Genomic DNA, 23,693 nt, shown 5'->3' on the forward strand with positions numbered 1-23,693 from the left:
CTCCGGCAGGCCAGCCCTGCCGGATGAATGACCCAGACCGAGGCCCACACTATGTCACAACGCCCAACCGTCAAAGGTGCCTTTTCGCTGACCAATCCAGCGGTGCGCGCCTGGCTGTATCAAATTATCGCGCTATTGATACTGATCGGATGCGGCGCGTATCTTTTCCATAACACCATCACCAACCTGTCAACCCGAGGTATCACTTCCGGTTTTGCTTTCCTCAATAACAGCGCCGGTTTTGGCATTGTTCAGCATCTTATCGACTACGAGCAGGGCGATACTTATGGCCGGGTGTTTCTGGTCGGGTTATTCAATACCTTGCTGGTCTCCGTGCTCTGTATTTTCTTTGCTTCGATACTGGGTTTCTTTCTCGGATTGGCGCGCTTGTCGGATAACTGGCTATTACGCAAACTGTCGACCATCTATATTGAGACATTCCGTAATATTCCGCCGTTACTGCAAATCTTCTTCTGGTATTTTGCCGTTTTGCGCAACCTTCCGGGGCCAAGACAGAGCCTGGATGCTTTCGGCCTGGCATTCCTGAGTAACCGTGGTTTATATCTGCCATCCCCTGAATTTGCCGCCGGTTTTGTACCCGCCCTGATAGCTATATTACTGGCGGTTATCGCCATCATTGCATTGCAGCGCTATAACCATTTTCGTCAGTTACATACCGGGCAATTCCGCCGCACCTGGCCTATAGGCTTGGTGCTATTAATCGCTCTGCCCGCGCTGGCTCATTGGCTTTATGGCCCGGCGCTGCACTGGGATTTACCGCAGTTACGGGGGTTTAATTTTAAAGGCGGATTGGTGCTTATTCCCGAACTGGCTGCCTTAACACTGGCGCTGTCGGTTTATACCTCAACCTTTATTGCTGAAGTTATTCGCTCAGGCATTCAGTCTGTGCCTTATGGTCAACACGAAGCCGCCCGCTCATTGGCGCTGCCCAACACTGTTACTTTACGTCAGGTGATTCTGCCGCAAGCGCTGCGGGTCATCATCCCGCCGCTGACCAGCCAATATTTGAATATCGTCAAAAATTCCTCACTGGCGGCGGCGATTGGCTACCCCGATATGGTGTCGTTATTTGCCGGAACAGTGCTAAACCAGACCGGCCAGGCGATAGAAACCATCGCCATTACCATGTCGGTCTATTTGGTTATCAGTCTGTCCATTTCATTTTTAATGAATATCTACAACCGGCGCATTGCGCTGGTCGAGCGCTAAGGGAAGCGAATGACGATGACATTAACTCGTGAGCCACCCAGCACGGTACGACCGGGCAACCCCCTGAGCCGCATAGTGTTTTGGGCCAAAAAGAATCTGTTCTCCAGTTGGACTAACAGCTTACTGACCCTTTTGTGCCTATGGCTGATATGGCAGTTGATCCCGCCGCTTCTAAACTGGGCTGTTTTCAACGCCAATTGGCTGGGTACAACGCGCACTGATTGCACCCGAGAAGGTGCCTGCTGGGTATTTATTCATGCGCGCTTTGGCCAGTTTATGTATGGCCTTTACCCTATTGAACAGCGCTGGCGCATCAATACCACGTTGATTATTGGCTTGGTCACACTCATCCCGCTGTTCTGGCGCGCAATGCCAGGTCGCGGGCGTTATCTGGCGGTTTGGGCCGTGGTCTATCCATTATTAGTCTGGGTGATGCTATATGGCGGCTTTTTCGGGCTGACCCGCGTTGAAACGCGCCAATGGGGTGGGTTGACACTGACCTTAATCATTGCAGCGGTCGGAATTGCTGGCGCGTTGCCACTCGGTATTTTGCTGGCACTGGCGCGCCGCTCCAGTATGCCGGTAGTGCGTATTCTATCGGTGGTATTTATCGAGTTTTGGCGCGGGGTGCCATTAATCACCGTGCTATTTATGTCCTCGGTGATGCTGCCACTATTTATGACCGAAGGCACCAGCATCGATAAGTTGATCCGCGCGTTGGTCGGGGTGGTGTTATTCCAATCGGCTTATGTCGCAGAGGTGGTGCGCGGTGGCTTACAAGCCCTACCCAAAGGGCAAACCGAGGCCGCCGAATCACTTGGGCTGGGTTATTGGAAAACCCAAGGGCTGGTTATCTTGCCGCAAGCGCTGAAAATGGTAATTCCAGGGCTAGTGAACACCATTATCGCGCTGTTTAAAGATACCAGTCTGGTCATCATCATTGGTCTGTTTGACCTGTTCAGTAGTGTGCAACAAGCCACTGTCGACCCCGCCTGGCTGGGCATGTCGACCGAGGGCTATGTCTTTGCCGCCGCTGTTTATTGGATTTTCTGTTTCAGCATGTCGCGCTATAGCCAGCATCTGGAGAAGCGCTTTCACACCGGACGTTCCACACATTGAGGCATAACATGAGCGACAATCAGCCAACCCAAGGCGATAACATGATGATTACGCTGGAAAACGTCAATAAGTGGTACGGGCAGTTCCACGTATTGAAAGATATCAATTTGCACGTGCGCCCCGGCGAACGCATCGTGTTATGTGGCCCTTCTGGCTCGGGAAAATCCACCACTATCCGTTGCATTAACCACTTGGAGGAGCATCAGGAAGGGAAAATCATGGTGGATGGTATTGAGCTGAATGATGATTTACGCAACATCGAGCGGGTACGCACCGAGGTTGGCATGGTGTTCCAACACTTCAATTTGTTTCCGCATTTAACCGTGATGCAAAACTGCACGCTGGCCCCGAGCTGGGTTCGTAAAATGCCGAAGAAAGAAGCGGATGAGTTGGCGATGCATTATCTGGAGCGCGTGCGCATTGCCGAGCATGCACATAAATTCCCCGGTCAGCTATCCGGCGGGCAACAGCAGCGAGTAGCCATTGCCCGCTCGCTGTGTATGAAACCCAAAATTATGCTGTTTGACGAACCAACCTCGGCGCTGGACCCGGAAATGGTGAAAGAAGTGCTGGATACCATGATAAGTCTCGCACACGAGGGGATGACCATGCTGTGCGTCACCCATGAGATGGGCTTTGCCCGCACCGTCGCTGATAGGGTTATTTTTATGGATCGCGGGGAAATTGTTGAGCAAGCGCCACCGGCTGAATTCTTCTCCAACCCAAAATCAGAGCGCACACAGGCATTTTTAGCACAGGTTATTCACTAACAAATTCATTACTTTGGGAGTTTCATTGGGTACTTCTGGGTGAGGGCATCCTCACCCTTTTTTATCGCGGTTACCACAGCAAATGGCCCATCAGCGGTGCGCCGATAACAGTAATAATACCGGCCAGCATCATCACCAGGCTGGATACCACGCCCTCCTGTTGCCCCATCTCATACGCTTTCGCCGTGCCGGCTCCGTGAGAAGAAGCCCCAAGGCCCGCGCCTTTTGCCAGGCCACTGCGCACAGAAAGACGTAGAAATAGCAAATCCCCGACCGCCATCCCAAACACCCCGGTAATCACCACAAACAGTGCCACTAGATCCGGTTGTCCACCTAGCTGTTTTGCCGCTTCCAATGCAAAAGGTGTGGTAATCGAGCGCACCGCTAAACTGCGCTGCACTTCTTCCGATAGCGTTAATAACTTCGCCAGCCACACCGAGCTGACCACCGCCACGGTAATTGCGGTGATAACCCCCGCAGTTAGAGATAACCAGTGACGACGAATAATCGACAGATTCTCATAAACCGGCACCGCAAACGCGATAGTTGCTGGCCCCAATAGCCACAATAACCAATGCGTCTCACCAATATAATCCTGATAAGAGATATGGGTGACCACCAGCAGCAGCACCAACACCATCGGCGTCAATACCAAGGGCATCAGCAATAATGACCGGCGGCGGCGATAGAGTTTTTTGTTGGCGAAATACAGTGCCAGCGTGGCAAGGAAACACGCAATACTGATAATAAAATCATTCATGGTGATTAGACTTGCGGCGTTGTAGCCACACCTCAAAACGGTAAACCCGGTCAACCACCAAACCTGTTGCCGCCAGGGTCAGTGAGGTACTGACCGCGATAACGGCGAAAATCTTCCAACCGTCCACCATGATCAACTGGGCATAATTCACCACCGCCACCACCGCAGGAACAAAAAACAACAGCATTTCAGCCAATAGCCAGCGTGAACCGGCCTGAACCCAGCGCACCGGCAGAATCCGCAGCATAATCATAGCCAGCAGCAATAGCATGCCGACGATATTGGCGGGTAATGGTAGATGAAAAACGCTAACCATTTGATCAGAAATAATAAATATCCCGGCATACAGTGCTACCTGAACCGGTATCTGTAAACGCGTGAGAACAGACGGCGCAAAACTGCGTAACGCCAACGACATGAGAAACCCCGATGGGAAATTTTACCAGTGCTCAGTATAGGCCGCGGGCAACCTTGCGGAAAATGAATTAAAATCATTGGAATCATGCCTAAATGGCATACTTTTCCGCTCCGCTCACAGGAAAAATAATGGATATCCGAACACTGCGTTATTTCGTCGAAGTCGTGCGCCAGCAAAGCTTCACCCGAGCCGCGGAGAAGTTGTTTGTCACTCAACCCACCATCAGCAAAATGCTGCGCAATCTGGAAAATGAGTTGGAATGTAGTTTACTGACGCGTGAGGGGCGACGCCTGCATTTGACCGACAGCGGGCAGGCGGTTTATCAGCGCGGGCTGGTGATCCTCGACCAGTTTCAGCAGTTGGAAGCGGAGCTGGAAGACATCAACTCATTAAAGAAAGGTAAGCTGCGGCTAGGCATTCCGCCGATGGTCGGCACGCAAATGGCAGTGCTTATCAGTGAATTTCGCCGCAGTTACCCCGGAGTAGAGCTGCAAATTGCTGAGTTTGGCGGTTTAACTGTGCAACAGGCGGTGCTCTCCGGGGAATTGGATCTCGCCCTGACAGCCCTTCCCGCTGACGCCGATTTGCCGCTGACATCATTGCCGCTGTTCAGTCATCCATTGTGTGTGGTGGTGCCGCGCACCGCGTTTTGGCTTAACCGCACCACCCTCAGTATTCCTGAGTTAGCTGACCAACCGATCCTGATTTATAACGAGGATTTTGCCCTCTATCGCCAGCTAATGGATGCTTTTTCTGCTGGGGGATTTACGCCGCAAATCGCCGTGCGCAGCGGCCAGTGGGATTTCTTGGCCGCGATGGTGCAAGCCAATATTGGGATCGCCATTTTGCCAGAACCTATCTGTCAGCGGCTGGATAAAAGCGCCCTGTTATGGCTACCATTAGAACCGCTGATGCCCTGGCAATTAGGATTGATCTGGCGTCAGGGAAGTTACCTTTCTCACAGTGCGCAAGCGTGGATTAGCCGCTGCCGTGAGTTTTGGCCCAATGGTTCGTTGGTGGAAATAAAACCGGCCACTGATCAGCAGCCGGATTAGGGGATATTAACCTTCTTTCTCGATCAGCAGCGCTTCCAGCAAATCCAAGTCGTGCAACAGTTTTTGCAGAGTTTCATTGCTGATTTTCTGTGTGGCGCGCAAATGATACAGCTCGCCGCGTTCAGCCCGCAGCGCGGTTAAGCGAAAGCGCCGCTCCAGATTTTCGATAAGTAAAGTGTTCTCGATTTCATCTTTACTGCCCGTTCGTCGGCGCAAAGTCCCGATGACGCGAGAGCTGACCTCTTTTAGCAATTCAGGATCGATATTCTCCTCACTGCTGGCCGCCAGGCGCTCTTCCATCTTATTCAAGCTGACAATCGCCACCTCTGCCGCTGCCGCCCGCGCCAAACGAATCTCTTCACGGCTGGCGCTTTTATCGGCCACTACCACGCCGCGCAATAATGGCGGCAAAGCAATAACCCCGACAATCACCGACAGCAAAATGACGCCGGTGGCGATAAACACCAATTGATAACGGGATGGGAAGGCCGAACCGTCACTGAGGAATAACGGAATGGACAGCACACCGGCCAGTGTAATTGCCCCTCGCACCCCGGCAAACGAAGCCACCCACAGCTCGCGGGTGGTGTAATTACTGAACTCTAATGGCCGCTTACTCAACAAACGCTTACTGATTTTCTTCATTGACCACAGCCAGCCAAAACGTAGCACCAGCAAGGCACCATAAATGATGGCGACGTCGGCAAACAGATTCCAGGTTTGAATCGTCGGATCTAACTCAGCCTGCACAATTGAGGTTTCGAGAATCCCCGGTAATTGCAGGCCCAGCAGGATAAACACCATGCCGTTAAACACGAATTCCAACATCGACCATACACTGTCGGCGCGTAATCGCATGGTGAGCGGGGCATTACGGATCACACCAGACTGACTAATGGTCATACCCGCCGCCACTGCGGCTAAAATACCGGACACACCAATATGTTCTGCAATCAAGTAAGAGGCGAATGGCAACAGCAGCAACAAGACGATTTGAGTTGCCGGATCATCGCCACTCCAGCGGCTCATCAGGCGCAGCGACTTACTGTATAGCCAGGTGACGGCCACACCGGCCAGCAGGCCACCAATCGCTACTTTCAGGAATTCCAGCGTCGCGCCGGACACCGTAAACACCATGGTGCCCATGGCAACGGCAATAGCAAATTTCAGCGCCACCAGACCGGAAGCATCATTCATCAATGCCTCCCCTTCCAGCACGCCCATAATTGATTTAGGTATGCGCCCTTTCCCCACGATACCGGACAACGCCACGGCATCGGTTGGCGACAACACCGCCGCCAGCGCAAAGGCGGCAACCAGCGGAATACCTGGCACCATCCAGTAAATCAGGTAACCGATACCCACCACCGTGACCAACACTAACGCCAAGGCCAGACCAAATATTTCCCGCCCGTGGTGAATAAACTCCCGCGTCGGTGTTTTCCAACCATCAGCAAACAACAATGGCGGAATAAACAGCACCAGGAATAACTCCGGGTCAAAATCGACATGCAAACCAAAATGGGGCCAGGCCAACAAAGCACCACAGACAATCTGCATCAGAGGGAGGGGAACTTGAAACGGTAACATTCGCGTGACAACGCCGGAAAGCGACACCACTAAAATCAGAATGAGGATTGTAAAAAAGATTTCCATGCTTTCCTTAGACTCAACTCAACGCAACACAAAACCTGATCGAACTCGCCCGAAATAGGGCTGGAGCGCAGCTTTTGATAGTAGATCAATTTTTTGTGCAATGGGGAAAAAAATCAGTAATTGATGGCAGGAATAGACAAAGAAAGTAGGGGTATTAAAAGGAGTAATGGCATCGGGAACATATTTATCCCGATGCCAGCAAAGACTCAGGGCTTAGATTGCCCAACCGCCAGCATAGAATGCCACCAGCGCCACCGCGATAATCACTGTGCCAAGATTCAGTTTACGCCATTCACCGGAGCAAATACGGCCAATCACCAATGAGCTGAAGCCCAGCATAATACCGGTCACGATATTACAAGTCAGCACGATAAACACCGCGCAGAGTAAACCAGACATGGCATCAACGAAGTCGTTGAAATCTAATTTGGATACGTTGCTCAGCATCAACAAACCGACATACATCAGGGCCGGAGCAGTTGCATAAGCTGGAACCAAATAGGAGAGCGGTGAGAGGAACAGAATCAGCAAGAACAAGATACCGACGACGGTCGCTGTCAGGCCAGTTTTGCCGCCTGCCGCAGTACCGGCCGCTGATTCAATGTAAACTGCCGCCGGAGCTGCGCCCACCAAACCGGCGAAGATGCTGCTAACGGAGTCAGAAGTCAGCGCTTTACCGCCACTGATAATCTGGCCATCTTTATCCAGCAAGTTTGCCTGCCCTGCTACCGCACGGATGGTGCCAGTGGCATCAAACACCGCAGTCATCACCAGCGCCAACACACTTGGCAGCACCACAGGTTTTAGCGCACCCATGATATCAAGACTAAAAATCAATGAGTTGCCGTTTTCATCTGCCAGACTTGGCATGGCAAACAGCCCTTGATATTTAACACTTGGATCAAAAATCAAACCAATAACAGAGATGGCAATAATCACCAACAGAATACCACCTGGCACCCGCAGCTTTTCCAGACCAAAAATCACCGCCAGCCCCAGTAACGTCATCATGACCGGGAAAGAGGTAAATGCGCCCAGCGCGACCGGCAAACCTTCAATTGGGTTTTTGATAACCAGGCCGACACCGTTGGCAGCAATGAGCAGTAAGAACAGGCCGATACCGATACCGGTACCATGCGCCACACCCATTGGTAGGTTACGCAATATCCATGAACGAATCCCCGTCACAGAGATAATGGTAAACAGCACCCCCATCAGGAATACCGCCCCCAGAGCCACAGGAATACTGATGTGTTGGCCCAATACCAAGCTAAATGCAGTAAACGCCGTCAATGAGATGGCGCAACCAATCGCCATCGGCAGATTCGCCCACAACCCCATCAGCAAAGAACCCAGGCCCGCGACCAGACAGGTTGCAACAAACACCGCGGTTGGTGGGAAGCCCGCTTTGCCCAACATGCTCGGCACAACAATCACCGAATAGACCATCGCCAAAAAGGTCGTCAGACCGGCCAGCACTTCCTGTCGTACATTACTGCCACGTTCACTAAGCTTGAAAAACGCATCAAGCGAACTCTTCGGCTTTACGGCCTGGTTCGCTTGAGGATTGGTGCTAGACATGGTTATGTCCCCTGTGTGTCATTTTAAAGTCGTCAATAAGCCACGCACCCTTTCCTGACGTAATCGTTTCCGTCCCTGCCGATAAACTCGTCAACTTCCCCAACATCGATATGACGGAGAAAATAGCAAACGATTAGCTGGAAATACGCATGACTGAAAAAAATCGAAGTTTAGGGTAGATGAAATTCAAGGCAAACGATTATCTAGCTATTCATAGCGACTAATCAACATCAGAAAGCGACATTTAATGCATTTTCTTACATTAATTTATCTGGGGGCATGGGTTATAGCAGGAAATCAAAGTGTGAGCAGCCTCACACCCATTTTTCATATATAACTCTTGCCAGACTTATCCGTTTTCTAATTTAAACGCGCCGCCCTTTTCAATCGCCTGTTGATAGGCTGGGCGCTGATGAATGCGCACTAAGAAATCTTGTAGTTTCGGGAACCCCACAAGACCGCCGCGTGTATTTATTGCCTCAATAGGAAAACTCATCTGAATATCTGCTGCGCTAAAATCGCTGCCCGCAAACCATTGATTCTTTTCTAAATGCTGTTCCAGGTAATCGCGGTGAGTGGCAATTTGCTTATTCAGATAACTTTTCTGCACCCCATCGCCCAATGCTTTGGCGACCGGACGAATAATCCACGGAACTGGCGGTCCACCGAAGCGGCTGAAGATCAGTTTCATCACCAGCAATGGCATCAATGAGCCTTCTGCGTAATGCATCCAGTAACGAAATTGCTGGCGATCATAGTGACCGGTGGGCTTAAACAAACCCTGCGCATCATAGGTTTCCTGCAAATATTCAATGATGGCACCCGACTCCGCCAGTGTCAGATCGCCATCAGTAATCACTGGCGATTTACCCAAGGGATGGATTTTTTTCAACTCCGGTGGTGCCAGCAAGCTGCCGGGATCGCGTTGATAACGCTTCAATTCATAGGGAATTTGCAACTCTTCCAACATCCACAAGATACGCTGCGAACGTGAGTTATTCAGATGGTGAACAATGACCATAGCTAAGCTCCAGATGGTAAGTGACAGAATGAGTTGCAACTATTGATACATGATTATAGTTGAGTCACGGATAGCGCTTTATAAATCTGGCTACCAGCTCGATATACAATTTATGCGTTGTTTAATAAAAAACCCTGCCGGAGCAGGGTCTTATTTTGATAAATACTGTTAGTGCTTAGCAGGCCACAGGATCAGAACGGAATATCGTCGTCAAAATCCATTGGTGGCTCATTGCCGCCTTGTGGTTGCGCTGCTGGCGCTGACTGAGCCGGTCGTGAAGCCTGCTGACCGCCGCTGAACTGGTTGCCTTGTGGCTGCTGAGGTTGACCCCAGCCGCCTTGTGCGCCGCCGTCTTGTGATGCACCACCACCCGCCGGAGCACCGCCGCCTTGACGGCCACCCAGCATTTGCATAGTGCCACCCACGTTAACCACAACTTCAGTGGTGTAACGTTCCTGGCCACTTTGGTCTTGCCATTTACGGGTTTGCAATGCGCCTTCGATATAGACCTGAGAGCCTTTGCGCAGATATTCACCAGCAACTTCTGCCAGTTTGCCGAACAACACCACACGGTGCCATTCCGTCTTTTCTTTCTGCTCGCCGGTTGCTTTATCACGCCAGCTTTCGGAAGTGGCCAGGGTGATATTGGCAACAGCGCCGCCATTCGGCATGTAGCGGACTTCCGGGTCTTGGCCCAAATTCCCGACCAAAATCACTTTGTTTACGCCTCTGCTGGCCATGTGAACTCTCCTGATGAAATAAATTTTGTACAGTATAAACCAGTAAGTTTAACACGCTAGCAGGTAAACGGCACAACTGATCATCACTGCGCAATGCATTGCAAATTTATTGCAATAACTGCCTTAATTGCACCCGAACACTGGATATCCATTCAGGTTTTTTTGTGTCATAATTATCCGTTTCGTACTGGCTGTGTCCTTTTTTGACGTTGCAAAATGCGTCTATATATTACTCAAAGTAGTTGGAGTTGCAGGTAGGCGGCAAGCGAGCGAGTCCCTATGAGCTTACAACCAGTAAGTGATTAGGGTGAGTGAACGCAGCCAACAATCCTGCGGCTTCAAGTACGAAGAGTAAAAAAGGGCATGGGAGAGGCTCAGTTTACATCCGGGAAGTGTTTGAATGGATAATATCGAAGTTCGGGGCGCTCGCACCCATAATCTTAAGAATATCAACCTGATTATCCCGCGCGACAAACTGATCGTGGTCACCGGTCTATCGGGTTCAGGCAAATCCTCACTGGCTTTTGATACTCTGTATGCCGAGGGCCAACGCCGCTATGTTGAGTCTCTCTCCGCCTATGCGCGCCAATTTCTATCGCTGATGGAAAAACCGGATGTCGACCATATTGAAGGTCTCTCTCCGGCCATCTCCATCGAGCAAAAATCGACTTCCCATAACCCGCGTTCTACCGTGGGCACCATCACTGAAATTCATGATTATCTGCGTTTGCTGTTCGCCCGTGTCGGCGAGCCACGCTGCCCGGATCATGATGTGCCGCTTGCCGCGCAAACGGTCAGCCAGATGGTGGATAACGTCATCAGCCAGCCCGAAGGCCGCCGCCTGATGTTACTGGCGCCAGTGGTAAAAGATCGCAAAGGCGAACATACCAAAACGCTGGAAAATCTGGCGATGCAGGGCTATATCCGGGCGCGGATCGATGGCGAAGTTTGCGATCTGTCTGATCCACCAAAATTAGAACTGCAAAAGAAACACACCATTGAAGTGGTGGTCGATCGTTTTAAAGTGCGCGAAGATCTGGCTCAGCGCCTGGCGGAATCATTTGAAACCGCATTGGAGCTTTCCGGTGGTACTGCCGTGGTCGCTGATATGGACGATCCTCACGCCGAAGAACTGCTGTTCTCCGCCAACTTTGCTTGCCCAATTTGCGGCTATAGCATGAGCGAGTTGGAGCCGCGTCTGTTCTCCTTTAACAACCCGGCCGGTGCTTGCCCAACCTGTGATGGCCTGGGTGTGCAGCAGTTCTTTGATCCAGACCGTGTGCTACAAAACCCTGAGCTGTCACTGGCAGGGGGCGCAATCCGAGGTTGGGATCGCCGCAACTTCTACTACTTCCAGATGCTACGTTCACTGGCTGATCATTATAAGTTTGATATCGAAGCGCCGTTTAACTCATTGGATGCCACCATCCAGAAAGCTGTGCTGTATGGTTCTGGTAAAGATACCATTGAATTCAAATACATTAACGACCGCGGTGATACCACGGTACGCCGCCATCCATTTGAAGGTGTGCTGCACAATATGGAGCGCCGTTATAAAGAGACGGAATCCAGCGCGGTGCGCGAAGAGCTGGCTAAATTTATCAGTAATCGCTCCTGTACTTCATGCCATGGCACACGTCTGCGCCGTGAAGCACGTTATGTTTTTGTCGAAAACACCACATTGCCGGAAATCTCCGAACTGAGCATCGGCCATGCGCTGAGCTTCTTCCAGAATATGAAACTCAGCGGCCAGCGGGCGCAGATTGCCGAGAAAGTGCTAAAAGAAATTGGCGACCGGCTGAAGTTCCTGGTTAACGTCGGGCTGAATTACCTGTCACTGTCCCGCTCTGCGGAAACCCTCTCCGGTGGTGAAGCGCAGCGTATTCGTCTGGCCAGCCAGATTGGTGCTGGTTTGGTGGGCGTCATGTATGTGCTTGATGAGCCGTCCATCGGTTTACATCAGCGCGATAATGAACGTTTGCTGGAAACACTGATTCACCTGCGCAATCTGGGGAATACCGTGATTGTGGTGGAGCATGATGAAGATGCGATTCGTGCCGCCGACCATGTGATTGATATCGGCCCTGGTGCTGGTGTGCATGGTGGTGAAGTGGTTGCAGAAGGGACGGTTGATGACATTATGGCGGCACCTGAATCACTCACCGGCCAGTTCCTCAGCGGCAAGCGGGAAATTGCCATTCCAGCTCAACGGGTGGCGGGTGATCCGAGCAAAGTGTTGAAGTTGATTGGTGCCAGCGGTAACAACCTGAAAGATGTCACTCTCACACTGCCAGTCGGGCTGTTTAGCTGCATTACCGGTGTTTCTGGCTCAGGTAAATCGACGCTAATCAACGATACTTTATATTGCATCGCACAGCGCCAGTTGAACGGGGCGACCAGTAATGAACCGGCTCCATATCGTGATATTCAAGGGCTGGAGCATTTTGATAAAGTTATCGATATCGACCAAAGCCCAATTGGTCGCACACCGCGCTCTAACCCAGCAACCTATACCGGTATCTTTACCCCTATTCGTGAACTATTTGCGGGAGTACCTGAGTCACGCGCCCGCGGCTACACGCCGGGCCGTTTCAGCTTTAACGTGAAAGGCGGTCGCTGCGAAGCCTGTCAGGGTGATGGGGTGATTAAAGTTGAAATGCACTTCCTGCCGGATATCTACGTGCCTTGCGATCAATGTAAAGGCAAGCGCTATAACCGCGAAACGCTGGAAGTGAAATACAAAGGCAAGAGCATTCACGAAGTGTTGGCGATGACTATCGAAGAGGCACGCGAGTTCTTTGATGCCGTTCCGGCATTGGCGCGTAAGCTGCAAACCTTGATGGATGTTGGCCTGTCATATATTTGTCTGGGCCAGTCGGCCACGACCCTATCGGGCGGGGAAGCACAGCGCGTCAAACTGTCACGCGAACTGTCAAAACGCGGTACCGGCCAGACACTCTATATTCTGGACGAACCGACCACTGGCTTACACTTTGCTGATATTCAGCAGCTATTGGCGGTGTTGCATCAGTTGCGGGATCAAGGCAATACCATTGTGGTCATTGAGCATAATCTGGATGTGATTAAGACCGCAGACTGGATTGTTGATCTGGGGCCAGAGGGCGGCAGTGGTGGTGGCGAGATTTTGGTTTCCGGCACGCCAGAGACCGTCGCAGAATGCGCAGCATCACATACGGCCCGATTCCTCAAACCTATGTTGCAGCGTAAATAGCCATTAAATGTGCGCTCCGGGGCAATCAGTCGGTTGTCCTGGAGTGCTATTTAGCCTTCAGACAACTAACTCTTGCCGCCGGTGTTCGGGCAATCCCTGCAAAACCAATTGATAAGAGCGGTCTATTAGCGAATAGAACTGTGAGTTTGGTAATTTGCCATCCAGAAACACCGTGTTCCAGTGCGCTTTATTCAAGTGTTCACTCGGCACGATCTCCGGATGTTGTTCTCTCAGGCTTTCTGCCAATTCAGGGCTGGTTTTCAATGAGATAGAGGGACGTCCTTCCGTCTCACCTACCATAGCAAACATCACATCTGCTACTTTAATCTGATTCACTTGCCACTTCTCATGGTCGCTCTGCTCTGCCCCTGGTTTGGACATGCAGTATTCCAGTAATGCTGAATTATTCATGGGGATATCTCCTGTCATGGGCCGGTACCGTCTCGCGAAACGGCCTCATAAGCTATTTATTCCATAAAGGCTTCATGGAGCAGTTATACATGCTGAACCGCCAGTTTGCGCCTTTGACAACAGATTTACTGTGAGCAATGAATGATCGTTTGGCATGCATCTATCACATCAATTAGTATATTCTTTAATCGATTTACAGCCATCGGCCTTGGACTAAACAAGTAGAAGATGAAGGTAACTCACGGAAAGGCGGCGAAAAAAATAAATAAAAAAAGGCGATATTGCGGTGGCCTGAGGTTAATGACAAAGTGCCCGTAACGGTGAAAACAGGCAGATCGTAAAGACGCCGTAAACCCCTCCCTGGGGGCTCGAGCCGCGCCATCCCTGGCGCGGACGCTTTACTCTTCTACCTGTTCTCACCTTGCAAGATCGAGTCGTTGGGGTTTGCCAGCAGTCTGAGGCGATATTACTATCGCCTTAATTTAAATCATGTGAATAGCAGATCACTGTACCGCAGCAAAAGCCGCCGCAACGCGCTGAACATTACTGTGATTGACGCCCGCCATACACATCCGGCCACTGGCAATCAGATACACACCAAACTCTTCACGCAGGCGATCAACTTGAGCTGCGCTAAAACCGGTGTAACTGAACATACCGCGCTGTTGCAGCAAGTAGTCAAAATTGCGATTTGGCAGTGAGGCTTTCAAAGCTTCTACCAACGTGCTGCGCATTTCAATAATACGCAGGCGCATTTGCTCTACTTCAGCCTGCCATTGCGCCCGTAGTTCGGTGTCATGCAGCACTTTGGAGACCACTTGCGCGCCGAAGTTTGGTGGGCTGGAATAGTTACGGCGAACGGTGGCTTTCAGTTGCCCTAATACACGGCCCGCAACTTCTTCACTCTCACACACCACAGACAAGCCGCCGACCCGCTCGTTATACAAAGAGAAGATTTTAGAGAAAGAGTTACTGATCAAACAGGGTAACTCAGCCGCTGCCATCGCACGGATAGCATAGGCATCTTCGTTCAGCCCGGCGCCAAAACCTTGATAAGCGATATCCAGGAAGGGGATCAGATCCCGGCCTTTCGCCACTTCAATCACTTGATCCCATTGGGCATTAGTGAGATCCGAACCAGTCGGGTTATGACAGCAAGGGTGCAATAACACAATGCTTTTGGCCGGTAACTGCTGGAGTGTGGCCAGCATTTGATCAAACTTCACGCCCAGTTTGTCGTTATCGAAATACGGATAGGTATTTACTGTAAAACCTGCGCCACTAAAGATAGCAACGTGGTTTTCCCAGGTAGGATCACTGACCCAGACCTGTGAATCAGGGAAATAGTGATTCAGGAAATCAGCACCGACTTTCAATGCACCAGAACCGCCCACGGTTTGGATGGTCGCCACTCGCTGCTGCGCCAACATCGGGTGATCTGCACCAAATAAGAGCTGCTGAATAGCCGTGCGATAGGAGTGTAGACCCTCCATCGGCAAATAGACCGGTGCTCCGTGCGGCTGAGCATTCAATTGTTCTTCAGCCGCTTGAACCGCTTGCATCAGTGGGATCTCACCCAGCTCATTGTAATAAAGCCCGATGCTCAAATTCACTTTATGAGCACGGTTATCAGCTTTAAAACTTTCCATTAGCGACAGGATCGGGTCACCTGCGTAGGCGTCAACATTTTGGAACACGGCGCTGCTCTCCTGAATTAAATAATAATTGTTTATACCTTGATTAGGCAGCTTACCTTATTCACCTAAATATTCCATCGCGACGCGGGAGGTCAGCTTAGTAATCAATTCGTAGGCGCTGATACCTGTGCACGCTGCAATTTTTTCAACCGGCAACTCAGGCCCCCACAGCAACACCTCGTCACCCACTTTATCTGTCGCATTTGGCCCGAGATCAACAGAAATCATATCCATTGAAACCCGGCCCACAATGCCAACTTCACGGCCATTCAACCACATCGGGGTGCCAGAAGGGGCGCTACGTGGATAACCGTCGCCATAGCCGATTGCCACCACACCCAGACGGGTATCGCGCTCACTCACCCAAGTGCCGCCATAACCCACAGACTCACCGGCTTTATGCTCACGTACTGCAATCAGGCTGGATTTCAATGCCATTGCAGGTAACAGATCAAAATGGCTGGCATAAGGCTCATCCATCGGCGAAACACCGTACAAGATGATGCCAGGGCGAACCCAATCGCGGTGCGCTTCTGGCCATAGCAAAATACCACCAGATGCCGCGATAGATTGCTTGCCAGGCTTATCAGTGACGAAAGTATCAAAACAGTCCAGTTGCTGGCGGGTGGTATCCACTTGTGGCTCATCCGCGCGGCTAAAATGGCTCATGATATTGACTGGCTGAATAACATTCTTACACGCGCTTAAGCGCTGGTAAAACGCCTCGGCTTGTTCCGGGCGAACGCCCAAACGGTGCATACCGGTATCGAGTTTCATCCAAACATGGATTGGCGCAGAAAGCTCGGCAGCTTCCAACGCTTCCAACTGCTCAATGCTATGTACTGCTGTTTCAATGCAGTTGGCCACCAGAACCGGCAGATCTTCTGCGGCAAAAAAACCTTCCAACAACAAAATCGGCTTCACGATCCCACCGGATCGTAGCATCAGTGCTTCCCCGATCCGCGCTACACCGTAGCAATCTGCGTCCTGCAAAGTATGCGCTGTTTCTAATAACCCGTGGCCATAAGCGTTTGCTTTCACAACAGCAATCAGGCGACTTTGTGGCGCCATGCGCCGTACCTGTTGCAAATTATGTCGCAGAGCGCGGCGGTCGATTACTGCTGTTGCCGCTTTCATTTCTTATCCTTATTTATTGATATTATTCACTACTCATCATCGTATTGCGGGCCTGCGTAGTTATCAAAGCGCGACCATTGACCATTAAACTTCAGTCGAACAGAACCGATCGGGCCGTTACGCTGTTTACCCAAAATAATCTGTGCAATCCCTTTCTCATCACTGTTTTCGTGATACACCTCATCACGATAAATAAACATGATTAGGTCGGCATCCTGCTCAATAGAGCCTGATTCACGTAAGTCGGAGTTGACGGGCCGTTTATCCGCACGTTGCTCCAGGCTACGGTTAAGCTGAGAAAGTGCTACGACCGGCACTTGTAGCTCTTTGGCTAATGCTTTGAGGGAACGCGAAATTTCGGCGATTTCCAGGGTACGGTTATCCGAAAGCGACGGAACCCGCATCAATTGCAGGTAGTCGATCATAATCAGGCTTAACCCACCATGTTCGCGGAAAATACGTCGCGCACGGGAGCGCACTTCTGTCGGAGTCAGGCCGGAGGAGTCATCGATGTACATATTGCGCTTTTCCATCAATATGCCCATGGTGCTCGAAATTCGCGCCCAATCCTCATCATCGAGCTGGCCGGTACGGATACGTGTCTGATCGACATGAGACAATGACGCCAACATACGCATCATGATCTGATCGCCTGGCATCTCCAGACTGAAGATCAATACCGGTTTTTCCTGCATCATCGCGGCGTTTTCGCACAGGTTCATCGCAAAGGTAGTTTTCCCCATCGACGGACGCGCGGCGACAATGATCAAATCTGACTTCTGCAAGCCAGCAGTCTTCTTATCCAAATCGGTAAAACCGGTTGAAACCCCGGTAACGCCATCATGTGGCCGCTGATAAAGCTGCTCGATACGCGCAACAGTGGCTTCGAGGATCTGATCGACACTCTTCGGCCCCTCATCTTTATTGGCGCGGCTTTCGGCAATCTGGAATACCTTCGATTCGGCCAGATCCAGCAGATCTTCACTGCTACGCCCTTGCGGATCATAACCGGCATCGGCAATTTCATTGGCGACCGAGATCATTTCACGTACAACTGCACGTTCGCGAACGATGTCAGCATAAGCGCCGATGTTTGCTGCACTTGGCGTATTTTTTGATAACTCTGCCAGATAGGCGAAACCGCCTACCGACTCCAAATCACCCTTTTGCTCCAGTGACTCAGAAAGTGTGATCAAATCAATCGGCTTGCTGTTTTCCAGCAAGCGCTGCATTTCAGTAAAGATTCGGCGATGCGGGCGGCTGAAAAAGTCATTGCTGGCTACGCGCTCTGATACGTTATCCCAGCGCTCGTTATCCAGCATCAAACCGCCCAACACGGACTGCTCTGCCTCCAGCGAATGAGGCGGGAGTTTCAGCCCTTCCATCTGGCGGTCGCGCGGTTCTGCCATATTGTTGGTTGGTTTTTTTGCTGCCATAAAAAGTGTTATTTACCTCTATTATTGCGATAGGACAATGGTTGCGATAGGAAAATAGTGCCGCTTAGTATACGCGATGATACCCGAAGGGTAATTATGAATTCCCTATTACTTATCGGTATTAGCAAGATGTTGGCTCCTCGTGTAGAACCCTGTAGGGTAAAAATACATCTATCGCAAAGGAGCTAACATGGCAAAGCATATTCAATTTAGCACCACGGGCGGGCCGGAAGTGTTGCAATACCTCGATTTCACGCCAACAGACCCCGCTACACATGAAGTTCAGGTAGAAAACAAAGCTATCGGTATTAATTATATTGATACCTATGTGCGCAGCGGCCTTTACGCACCACCACACTTCCCCAGTGGGCTGGGAACAGAAGCTGCCGGGGTCGTGATAAAAGTGGGTTCGGCAGTTAACTCGCTAAAAGTGGGTGACCGGGTGGTTTATGCTCAATCAACTCTCGGCGCATACAGTGAAGTGCATAATGTTGCTGCGGAGAAAGTTGCCCTACTCCCAGAGCAAATCTCTTTTGAACAAGCCGCCGCTTCATTCCTTAAGGGGCTGACAGTTCAGTATTTATTGCGCCAAACTTATGAAATAAAACCCGGTCAAGTATTCTTATTCCATGCGGCGGCGGGTGGTGTCGGGTTGATTGCCTGCCAATGGGCAAAAGCGCTGGGGGCCAGGCTAATTGGTACCGTCGGTTCTGATGAAAAAGCCGAATTGGCTAAAGCCAACGGGGCTTGGGCGACCATCAACTACCGCACAGAAAATATCGCCGAACGCGTGGCTGAACTGACGAATGGCGAAAAAGTGGATGTGGTTTATGACTCGGTGGGCAAAAGCACCTGGCTGGACTCACTTAATAGCCTTAAACGCAGAGGCTTAATGGTCAGCTTTGGTAATGCTTCTGGCCCGGTGACAGGGGTAGATCTTGCTATACTCAACCAAAAAGGCGCGCTGTATGTGACTCGCCCATCTCTTAATGTTTATGTCACTAATCGACAAGAACTGGAAAGCGCCAGCCACGAACTGTTCTCACTGATTATCAGTGGTGCAATTAATGTTGATGTAGCCAAAGCTCAGCAATTCCCGCTCAGCGATGCCCGCCGTGCCCATGAAATATTAGAAAGTCGTCAGACAACCGGCTCCAGCCTATTAATTCCGTAATTAAAGACTTTCACCAATAATGGATAGTTAAATATTACTATCCATTATTTACAATTATAATTTATTAAAAAAGTTATTTCCTATTACTTTCAAGCTACTGCCTAATATATCCTGATTGCCCTCGCACTATTAACTATATATCCTCACAACGTCATATCCAGACATCCTAAATCCATTACATATACTGAGGTTTAAATAATGACTAACACTGAACAAAACAGAAATATAGATAAATTATTAAGCTATATTTATTGTGATAATAAAATTAACAACGTGGAGTTCCAGATGTTACGCGACTACGCGGATGAAAAATTTGATGAACTGTTAAATAATTATGGTGAAAATAATAATTTATCTGCTTTCCAGAAATCAATGGATGTCACAGTTCAATTAATGCAACAGAGTTTTTTTGATATCAAAGCGAAATGTAAAAGTGATGAGGAAAAGCAATTAGCAAAAGAAGCCTTTGATGCACAAATTTCTTATATCATTGCCAACTATGATCGGTTCTTTTCTAACCTTTAATATTGTTCTTTAACTTATTGCTCATCCGAGGCTCTTCTCGTCAAGCTTCACATCGAAAGTAATAACCAGGGCCTCTAACTACCAGAAGCCCTGGTTACACTGTTTTCTTTAATGCAAGTGTAGGGGTACTACAGGGTAGACTGCCAGAACTGCGTGCCGTTTATACAGCTATTGTTAGTTCTGTCAGGGATGAAAATGTGATACCAAAAACGTATCGGGTAGCATCCTAGCAAGCTCGTTTGAGAAAAAAAACGTTTTCCCCCAGATTCATCCTACTAATCTTTCAGGCTGTGATCGCTGCCGCAAGAAAGCGAAATTTTAGTAACGCCTTACAGTAGGTTTTTGCATCGAACGCCATATCCAGACCACTACAACGGCCAGAATCAACCATGGCAGCAATTTAATCATCATCACAAATAAACCACCTAACATCATAAAAGCTGCCGCGACCACTAAAGCTGCAAATATGCCCAACAAGGAGATGCCGGTCGCCATCAACATGATGAAAAAACCAATAACAAAAAGAATTTCGAACATGGCTAGCTCCTTAATAATTGTATATCCCCCACCGCAATATCATTCTATAAATGATATTGCCTGAGGTTTTATCAAGAGTATTACAAGAAACGTGCCAATTTAAAAAAGACAGATAACCGATTGAATTTATTTGTTTTAAATAAAAATAAGCCTGCCAGAGAAATAGGCAGGCATGGTCAATTTCACTAACTTATAGTCACTTTTCTTACGAACTGTGCTGTGGGCGAGCCACCAAAGCCAGTGCCTGTTCTACCACGGAAACATCAGCGCCAGGCTTATGTGCATTTTCGCTCAGATGACGACGCCACTGGCGCGCACCGGGGATTCCTTGGAAAATACCCAGAATATGACGAGTGATATGGCCCAAATAAGCGCCACGCGACAATTCCTGTTCAATATAAGGAAAGAGCGCTTCAACAGCTTTAACACTGTCAACCACCGGCGCATTAGGATCAAATAATTCACGATCTACTTGCGTCAATATACTGGGGTTTTGGTAAGCTTCGCGCCCCATCATCACCCCATCAACATGTTTAAGATGTTCTTTAGCTTCAGCCAGTGTTTTCACGCCACCGTTAATGGCGATGGTCAGTGCAGGGAAATCACGTTTAAGCTGATAAACCCGCTCATAATCCAGTGGCGGTACTTCACGGTTCTCTTTCGGACTCAATCCTGAGAGCCAGGCTTTACGGGCATGGATGGTGAAAATATCGCACTCCCCACGCTCCGCGACAGTTTGCACGAATTCGCACAGAAACTCATAGCTATCCAGCTCATCAATCCCAATACGCGTTTTCACCGTAACTGGAATAGAAACCACATCACGCATGGCTTTTATGCAATCAGCGACCAAATTGGACTCCGCCATCAGGCAAGCGCCAAAACGACCATTTTGTACCCGGTCAGATGGGCAACCCACATTCAGGTTTATTTCATTATACCCACGCTGCTCGGCTAATTTTGCACAATGGGCTAATGCCTGCGGATCACTACCACCCAATTGTAATGCAACCGGATGATCTTGCTCGCTATAAGCCAGATAGTCGGCTTTCCCATGGATAATGGCGCCGGTGGTAACCATTTCGGTATAAAGCAAAGCCTGCTTGGTCAACAAACGATGAAAATAGCGGCAATGGCGATCTGTCCAGTCGAGCATCGGCGCGACGGAAAACCGCTGTAGGGGGTAATGTGGCAATATGGCTGGCTCATCTGTTTTCATGGCCAAATCTACTGAAGTATTTTCTTGATACATTCGCTGAATTTATTCTTGATTGACCCCGCTACAGCCCATAAATGGGGTAAAGGCTGGACGAGAGTGACGGAAAACGGCTCTTATGATAGCACAAAATGTACCCGGAAATCTGGAAGACCTTTCTATCATTGACTGCAAAAAAGATCCTCCAGTGCCGCATGCTGTTTATCAATTTGAATTTATCTTGGTTTGCCTAAAAGGGATTGGCCCCAAGACCAATTTAGCCCCAGCATTAGAAAGATGATTCCCTTGATTATACAACCCACCATTTTTATTGATAATCATGCAGTTATGCCCTTCACATAAACTATCAACAGGTCTAATAATAATTAAGTTAGGATTAGGTTTAATATAGTTATCCAATTCTTCACTTAATGATATTGCAGCGTTATATCCTTTTGTACTTTTATCATAAACTTTCCCGACGTTACCATTACTGATATCGAGTAGTCTGAAGTAATCTCTTTTCACATCCGTCCGCACCGAAGGAATGGGATAAACTAAAACAACGCGGTGCCCCATGGAAAGAAGTATATTAATGTTACCGGCTAAAGACTGCCATACCAATTGGTTAGGCGCAATTTTCTCTGATGTTATATTTTGACCTGAAGCACCCTCAACAAGTTTGGTATCTTTAAATTGAGCATAATTAGCTGCAATGAGAAATGTCTTTTTATCTGTGAATGCTTTAATTACTTCCCAGCGCCGGCGATTGATTTCTGGACACTCTGGCGCAGTTCCAAACCATAACTTGTCTGATACAAAAGAACATTGTTCATATGTTAGAGATATAATACCCTTACCTTGTCTGGCTAGTTCTGTTTGTAGAGCATATTCAAAAGACCCCGCATAGCTATCACCAATAACTACCCAACTTTGATCACCAAATCGACATGCATCCAGAGGATCTCTATTTCCACATGACGACTCCATATTACCTGAAAGGTAATTTCTCCCTTTGGTATCACTGTCTAATCGTCTAAATTCCGGCACTTTAAATTCTTGATACATTTTTTTTGCGACAGGAGATAAACGTTCTCCCGTTGAATCAGCAAAGCCATTCTTAATAATGGTCACACCAGCAAAGATAACCAAAATGAGTACTGACACCAACATTACAACCCGTTTCCATAGTACAAGTTGTTTTTTTCTAAATGGCTTCTCGATTAAATAAAATGAAATAACAGCAAGAATTACTGTAAAGACAGTTAACATTAAAGATGTTTTATTATCTATACTACCAATTTTTACTCTATAAAAAACAAATAGCGGCTGATGCCAAAGATAAATAGAATAAGATATAGCACCAATAAAAATTATAGGTTTGACTGATAATAGAGATGTTGCAATATCATCCTGTCGAGAAAAATAGATAATAATGCATGTACCCAATATTGGAATAGCCGTAATAAAAGAAGGATGTAAAATTTTATCATCAACAAACAGAATTGAACTTAAAATAATGAGTAAACCAATGGAAGGCATTATTTTGAAGTAATAGCTTTTTACATTAAACTGTTCCTCCATTAAAAGAATGGCTACGATACTCCCAGCCAGCAGTTCCCACATTCTGGTGGGTAGTAAATAAAAAGAAAAGTTAGGCTGCCAAAATGATAGCAACTGAGCTAATAATAATGACAACGCCAATAAAGATGCAATAAACTGCCATTTATTGTGTCTGAAGTATTTGAATGCAAGAATACATAAGAATGGAAATATTAAATAAAACTGCCATTCAACCGAAAGACTCCATGTATGTAATAATGGCTTATATTCACTTGAGTCAGAGACATAAGTATCTTCATCAAAAAAATAAAAGTTTGATACGAAAAATAGCGCGGACAATAGCGTTTTTGCATAAACCACCAAACTATCTGGCAATAAAAATCTTTAAGCAAAAAAAGAAGTGACAATAAGTATAAAAATTAATGCTGGTAATATT

General features: G+C 48.7%; 20 protein-coding genes. 7 read left to right on the top strand and 13 right to left on the bottom strand.

Translation table 11 applies throughout. The annotated features are described in order from the left end of the window. The first annotated feature begins 51 nt into the window (after nt 1-51). Genes HU019_RS02195 through HU019_RS02205 form a run of 3 tightly spaced genes read left to right on the top strand, consistent with a single transcriptional unit; the run spans nt 52 to nt 3,119 of the window. Nucleotides 52-1,230, top strand: coding sequence for an amino acid ABC transporter permease (locus HU019_RS02195; protein WP_174849174.1), 1,179 nt, complete (start codon nt 52-54; stop codon nt 1,228-1,230). A gap of 15 nt (nt 1,231-1,245) precedes the next feature. Next, nucleotides 1,246-2,349, top strand: coding sequence for an amino acid ABC transporter permease (locus HU019_RS02200; RefSeq protein WP_407083985.1), 1,104 nt, complete (start codon nt 1,246-1,248; stop codon nt 2,347-2,349). A gap of 8 nt (nt 2,350-2,357) precedes the next feature. Beyond that, nucleotides 2,358-3,119, top strand: coding sequence for an amino acid ABC transporter ATP-binding protein (locus HU019_RS02205; protein ID WP_320407042.1), 762 nt, complete (start codon nt 2,358-2,360; stop codon nt 3,117-3,119). Nucleotides 3,120-3,189: 70 nt separating this feature from the next. Here HU019_RS02205 and HU019_RS02210 read toward each other — a convergent pair whose 3' ends face one another. Together HU019_RS02210 and HU019_RS02215 are read right to left on the bottom strand one after the other, a co-directional pair. Then, nucleotides 3,190-3,879, bottom strand: coding sequence for an LrgB family protein (locus HU019_RS02210; protein WP_005174368.1), 690 nt, complete (start codon nt 3,877-3,879; stop codon nt 3,190-3,192). Further along, nucleotides 3,872-4,297 (bottom strand): CidA/LrgA family protein, encoded by a 426-nt coding sequence (locus HU019_RS02215; RefSeq protein ID WP_174849176.1) that lies wholly within the window; start codon nt 4,295-4,297, stop codon nt 3,872-3,874. The genes HU019_RS02210 and HU019_RS02215 overlap by 8 nt, the downstream gene beginning before the upstream one ends. A 128-nt stretch (nt 4,298-4,425) precedes the next feature. Between HU019_RS02215 and HU019_RS02220 the strand changes: the two genes are divergently transcribed. Beyond that, entirely contained in the window at nt 4,426-5,352 is a 927-nt protein-coding gene (locus HU019_RS02220) for a LysR family transcriptional regulator (protein ID WP_174849177.1), read from the top strand. 6 nt (nt 5,353-5,358) lie between these two features. Here the strand turns inward: HU019_RS02220 and HU019_RS02225 are convergent, their stop codons facing one another. The 4 genes from HU019_RS02225 to ssb1 all read right to left on the bottom strand — a co-directional run bounded on the left by HU019_RS02225 (nt 5,359) and on the right by ssb1 (nt 10,350). After that, on the bottom strand, nt 5,359-7,008 hold the full coding sequence (locus HU019_RS02225; RefSeq protein WP_050323722.1) for a Na+/H+ antiporter: 1,650 nt from the start codon (nt 7,006-7,008) through the stop codon (nt 5,359-5,361). A 213-nt stretch (nt 7,009-7,221) separates the two neighbouring features. Continuing rightward, entirely contained in the window at nt 7,222-8,589 is a 1,368-nt protein-coding gene (locus HU019_RS02230) for an NCS2 family permease (protein WP_174849178.1), read from the bottom strand. Nucleotides 8,590-8,938: 349 nt separating this feature from the next. Beyond that, nucleotides 8,939-9,610 carry a glutathione S-transferase family protein gene (locus HU019_RS02235; protein WP_174849179.1) on the bottom strand — a complete coding sequence of 224 codons (672 nt, stop codon included), beginning with the start codon at nt 9,608-9,610 and terminating at the stop codon, nt 8,939-8,941. A 191-nt stretch (nt 9,611-9,801) separates the two neighbouring features. Beyond that, nucleotides 9,802-10,350: a single-stranded DNA-binding protein SSB1 gene (gene ssb1 / locus HU019_RS02240; RefSeq protein WP_174849180.1), complete on the bottom strand. Its 549-nt coding sequence runs from the start codon at nt 10,348-10,350 to the stop codon at nt 9,802-9,804. A 400-nt stretch (nt 10,351-10,750) separates the two neighbouring features. Here ssb1 and uvrA point away from each other — a divergent pair, with 400 nt between their 5' ends. After that, on the top strand, nt 10,751-13,582 hold the full coding sequence (uvrA, locus tag HU019_RS02245; RefSeq protein ID WP_005174389.1) for an excinuclease ABC subunit UvrA: 2,832 nt from the start codon (nt 10,751-10,753) through the stop codon (nt 13,580-13,582). A gap of 57 nt (nt 13,583-13,639) precedes the next feature. Here the strand turns inward: uvrA and HU019_RS02250 are convergent, their stop codons facing one another. The 4 genes from HU019_RS02250 to dnaB all read right to left on the bottom strand — a co-directional run bounded on the left by HU019_RS02250 (nt 13,640) and on the right by dnaB (nt 18,263). After that, nucleotides 13,640-13,993 (bottom strand): MmcQ/YjbR family DNA-binding protein, encoded by a 354-nt coding sequence (locus tag HU019_RS02250; RefSeq protein ID WP_050078180.1) that lies wholly within the window; start codon nt 13,991-13,993, stop codon nt 13,640-13,642. Between the two features lie 503 nt (nt 13,994-14,496). Then, a complete protein-coding gene (locus HU019_RS02255) occupies nt 14,497-15,690 on the bottom strand; it encodes an amino acid aminotransferase (protein WP_174849181.1) in 1,194 nt (397 codons plus the stop codon). Nucleotides 15,691-15,747: 57 nt separating this feature from the next. Further along, nucleotides 15,748-16,827, bottom strand: a complete 1,080-nt coding sequence (alr, locus tag HU019_RS02260) for an alanine racemase (protein WP_174849182.1) — start codon at nt 16,825-16,827, stop codon at nt 15,748-15,750. A 29-nt stretch (nt 16,828-16,856) separates the two neighbouring features. Next, nucleotides 16,857-18,263 carry a replicative DNA helicase gene (gene dnaB / locus HU019_RS02265; RefSeq protein WP_174849183.1) on the bottom strand — a complete coding sequence of 469 codons (1,407 nt, stop codon included), beginning with the start codon at nt 18,261-18,263 and terminating at the stop codon, nt 16,857-16,859. Nucleotides 18,264-18,453: 190 nt separating this feature from the next. Here dnaB and HU019_RS02270 point away from each other — a divergent pair, with 190 nt between their 5' ends. Together HU019_RS02270 and HU019_RS02275 are read left to right on the top strand one after the other, a co-directional pair. Continuing rightward, nucleotides 18,454-19,437: a quinone oxidoreductase gene (locus HU019_RS02270; protein ID WP_174849184.1), complete on the top strand. Its 984-nt coding sequence runs from the start codon at nt 18,454-18,456 to the stop codon at nt 19,435-19,437. 198 nt (nt 19,438-19,635) lie between these two features. Beyond that, nucleotides 19,636-19,962, top strand: a complete 327-nt coding sequence (locus tag HU019_RS02275) for a hypothetical protein (protein ID WP_174849185.1) — start codon at nt 19,636-19,638, stop codon at nt 19,960-19,962. A gap of 318 nt (nt 19,963-20,280) precedes the next feature. Here the strand turns inward: HU019_RS02275 and pspG are convergent, their stop codons facing one another. The 3 genes from pspG to HU019_RS02290 form a co-directional block, all read right to left on the bottom strand. Further along, the gene (gene pspG / locus HU019_RS02280) at nt 20,281-20,499 is read right to left on the bottom strand and encodes an envelope stress response protein PspG (RefSeq protein WP_050078175.1); all 219 of its coding nucleotides are present in this window, start codon (nt 20,497-20,499) and stop codon (nt 20,281-20,283) included. 205 nt (nt 20,500-20,704) lie between these two features. After that, complete coding sequence (dusA, locus tag HU019_RS02285) at nt 20,705-21,751, bottom strand: tRNA dihydrouridine(20/20a) synthase DusA (RefSeq protein WP_407083984.1); 1,047 nt, start codon at nt 21,749-21,751, stop codon at nt 20,705-20,707. A 168-nt stretch (nt 21,752-21,919) separates the two neighbouring features. Continuing rightward, on the bottom strand, nt 21,920-23,632 hold the full coding sequence (locus HU019_RS02290; protein WP_235921473.1) for an acyltransferase family protein: 1,713 nt from the start codon (nt 23,630-23,632) through the stop codon (nt 21,920-21,922). Nucleotides 23,633-23,693 lie beyond the last annotated feature (61 nt).

The organism is Yersinia artesiana, from assembly GCF_902726545.1.
In the GTDB taxonomy this organism is placed as follows: domain Bacteria; phylum Pseudomonadota; class Gammaproteobacteria; order Enterobacterales; family Enterobacteriaceae; genus Yersinia; species Yersinia artesiana.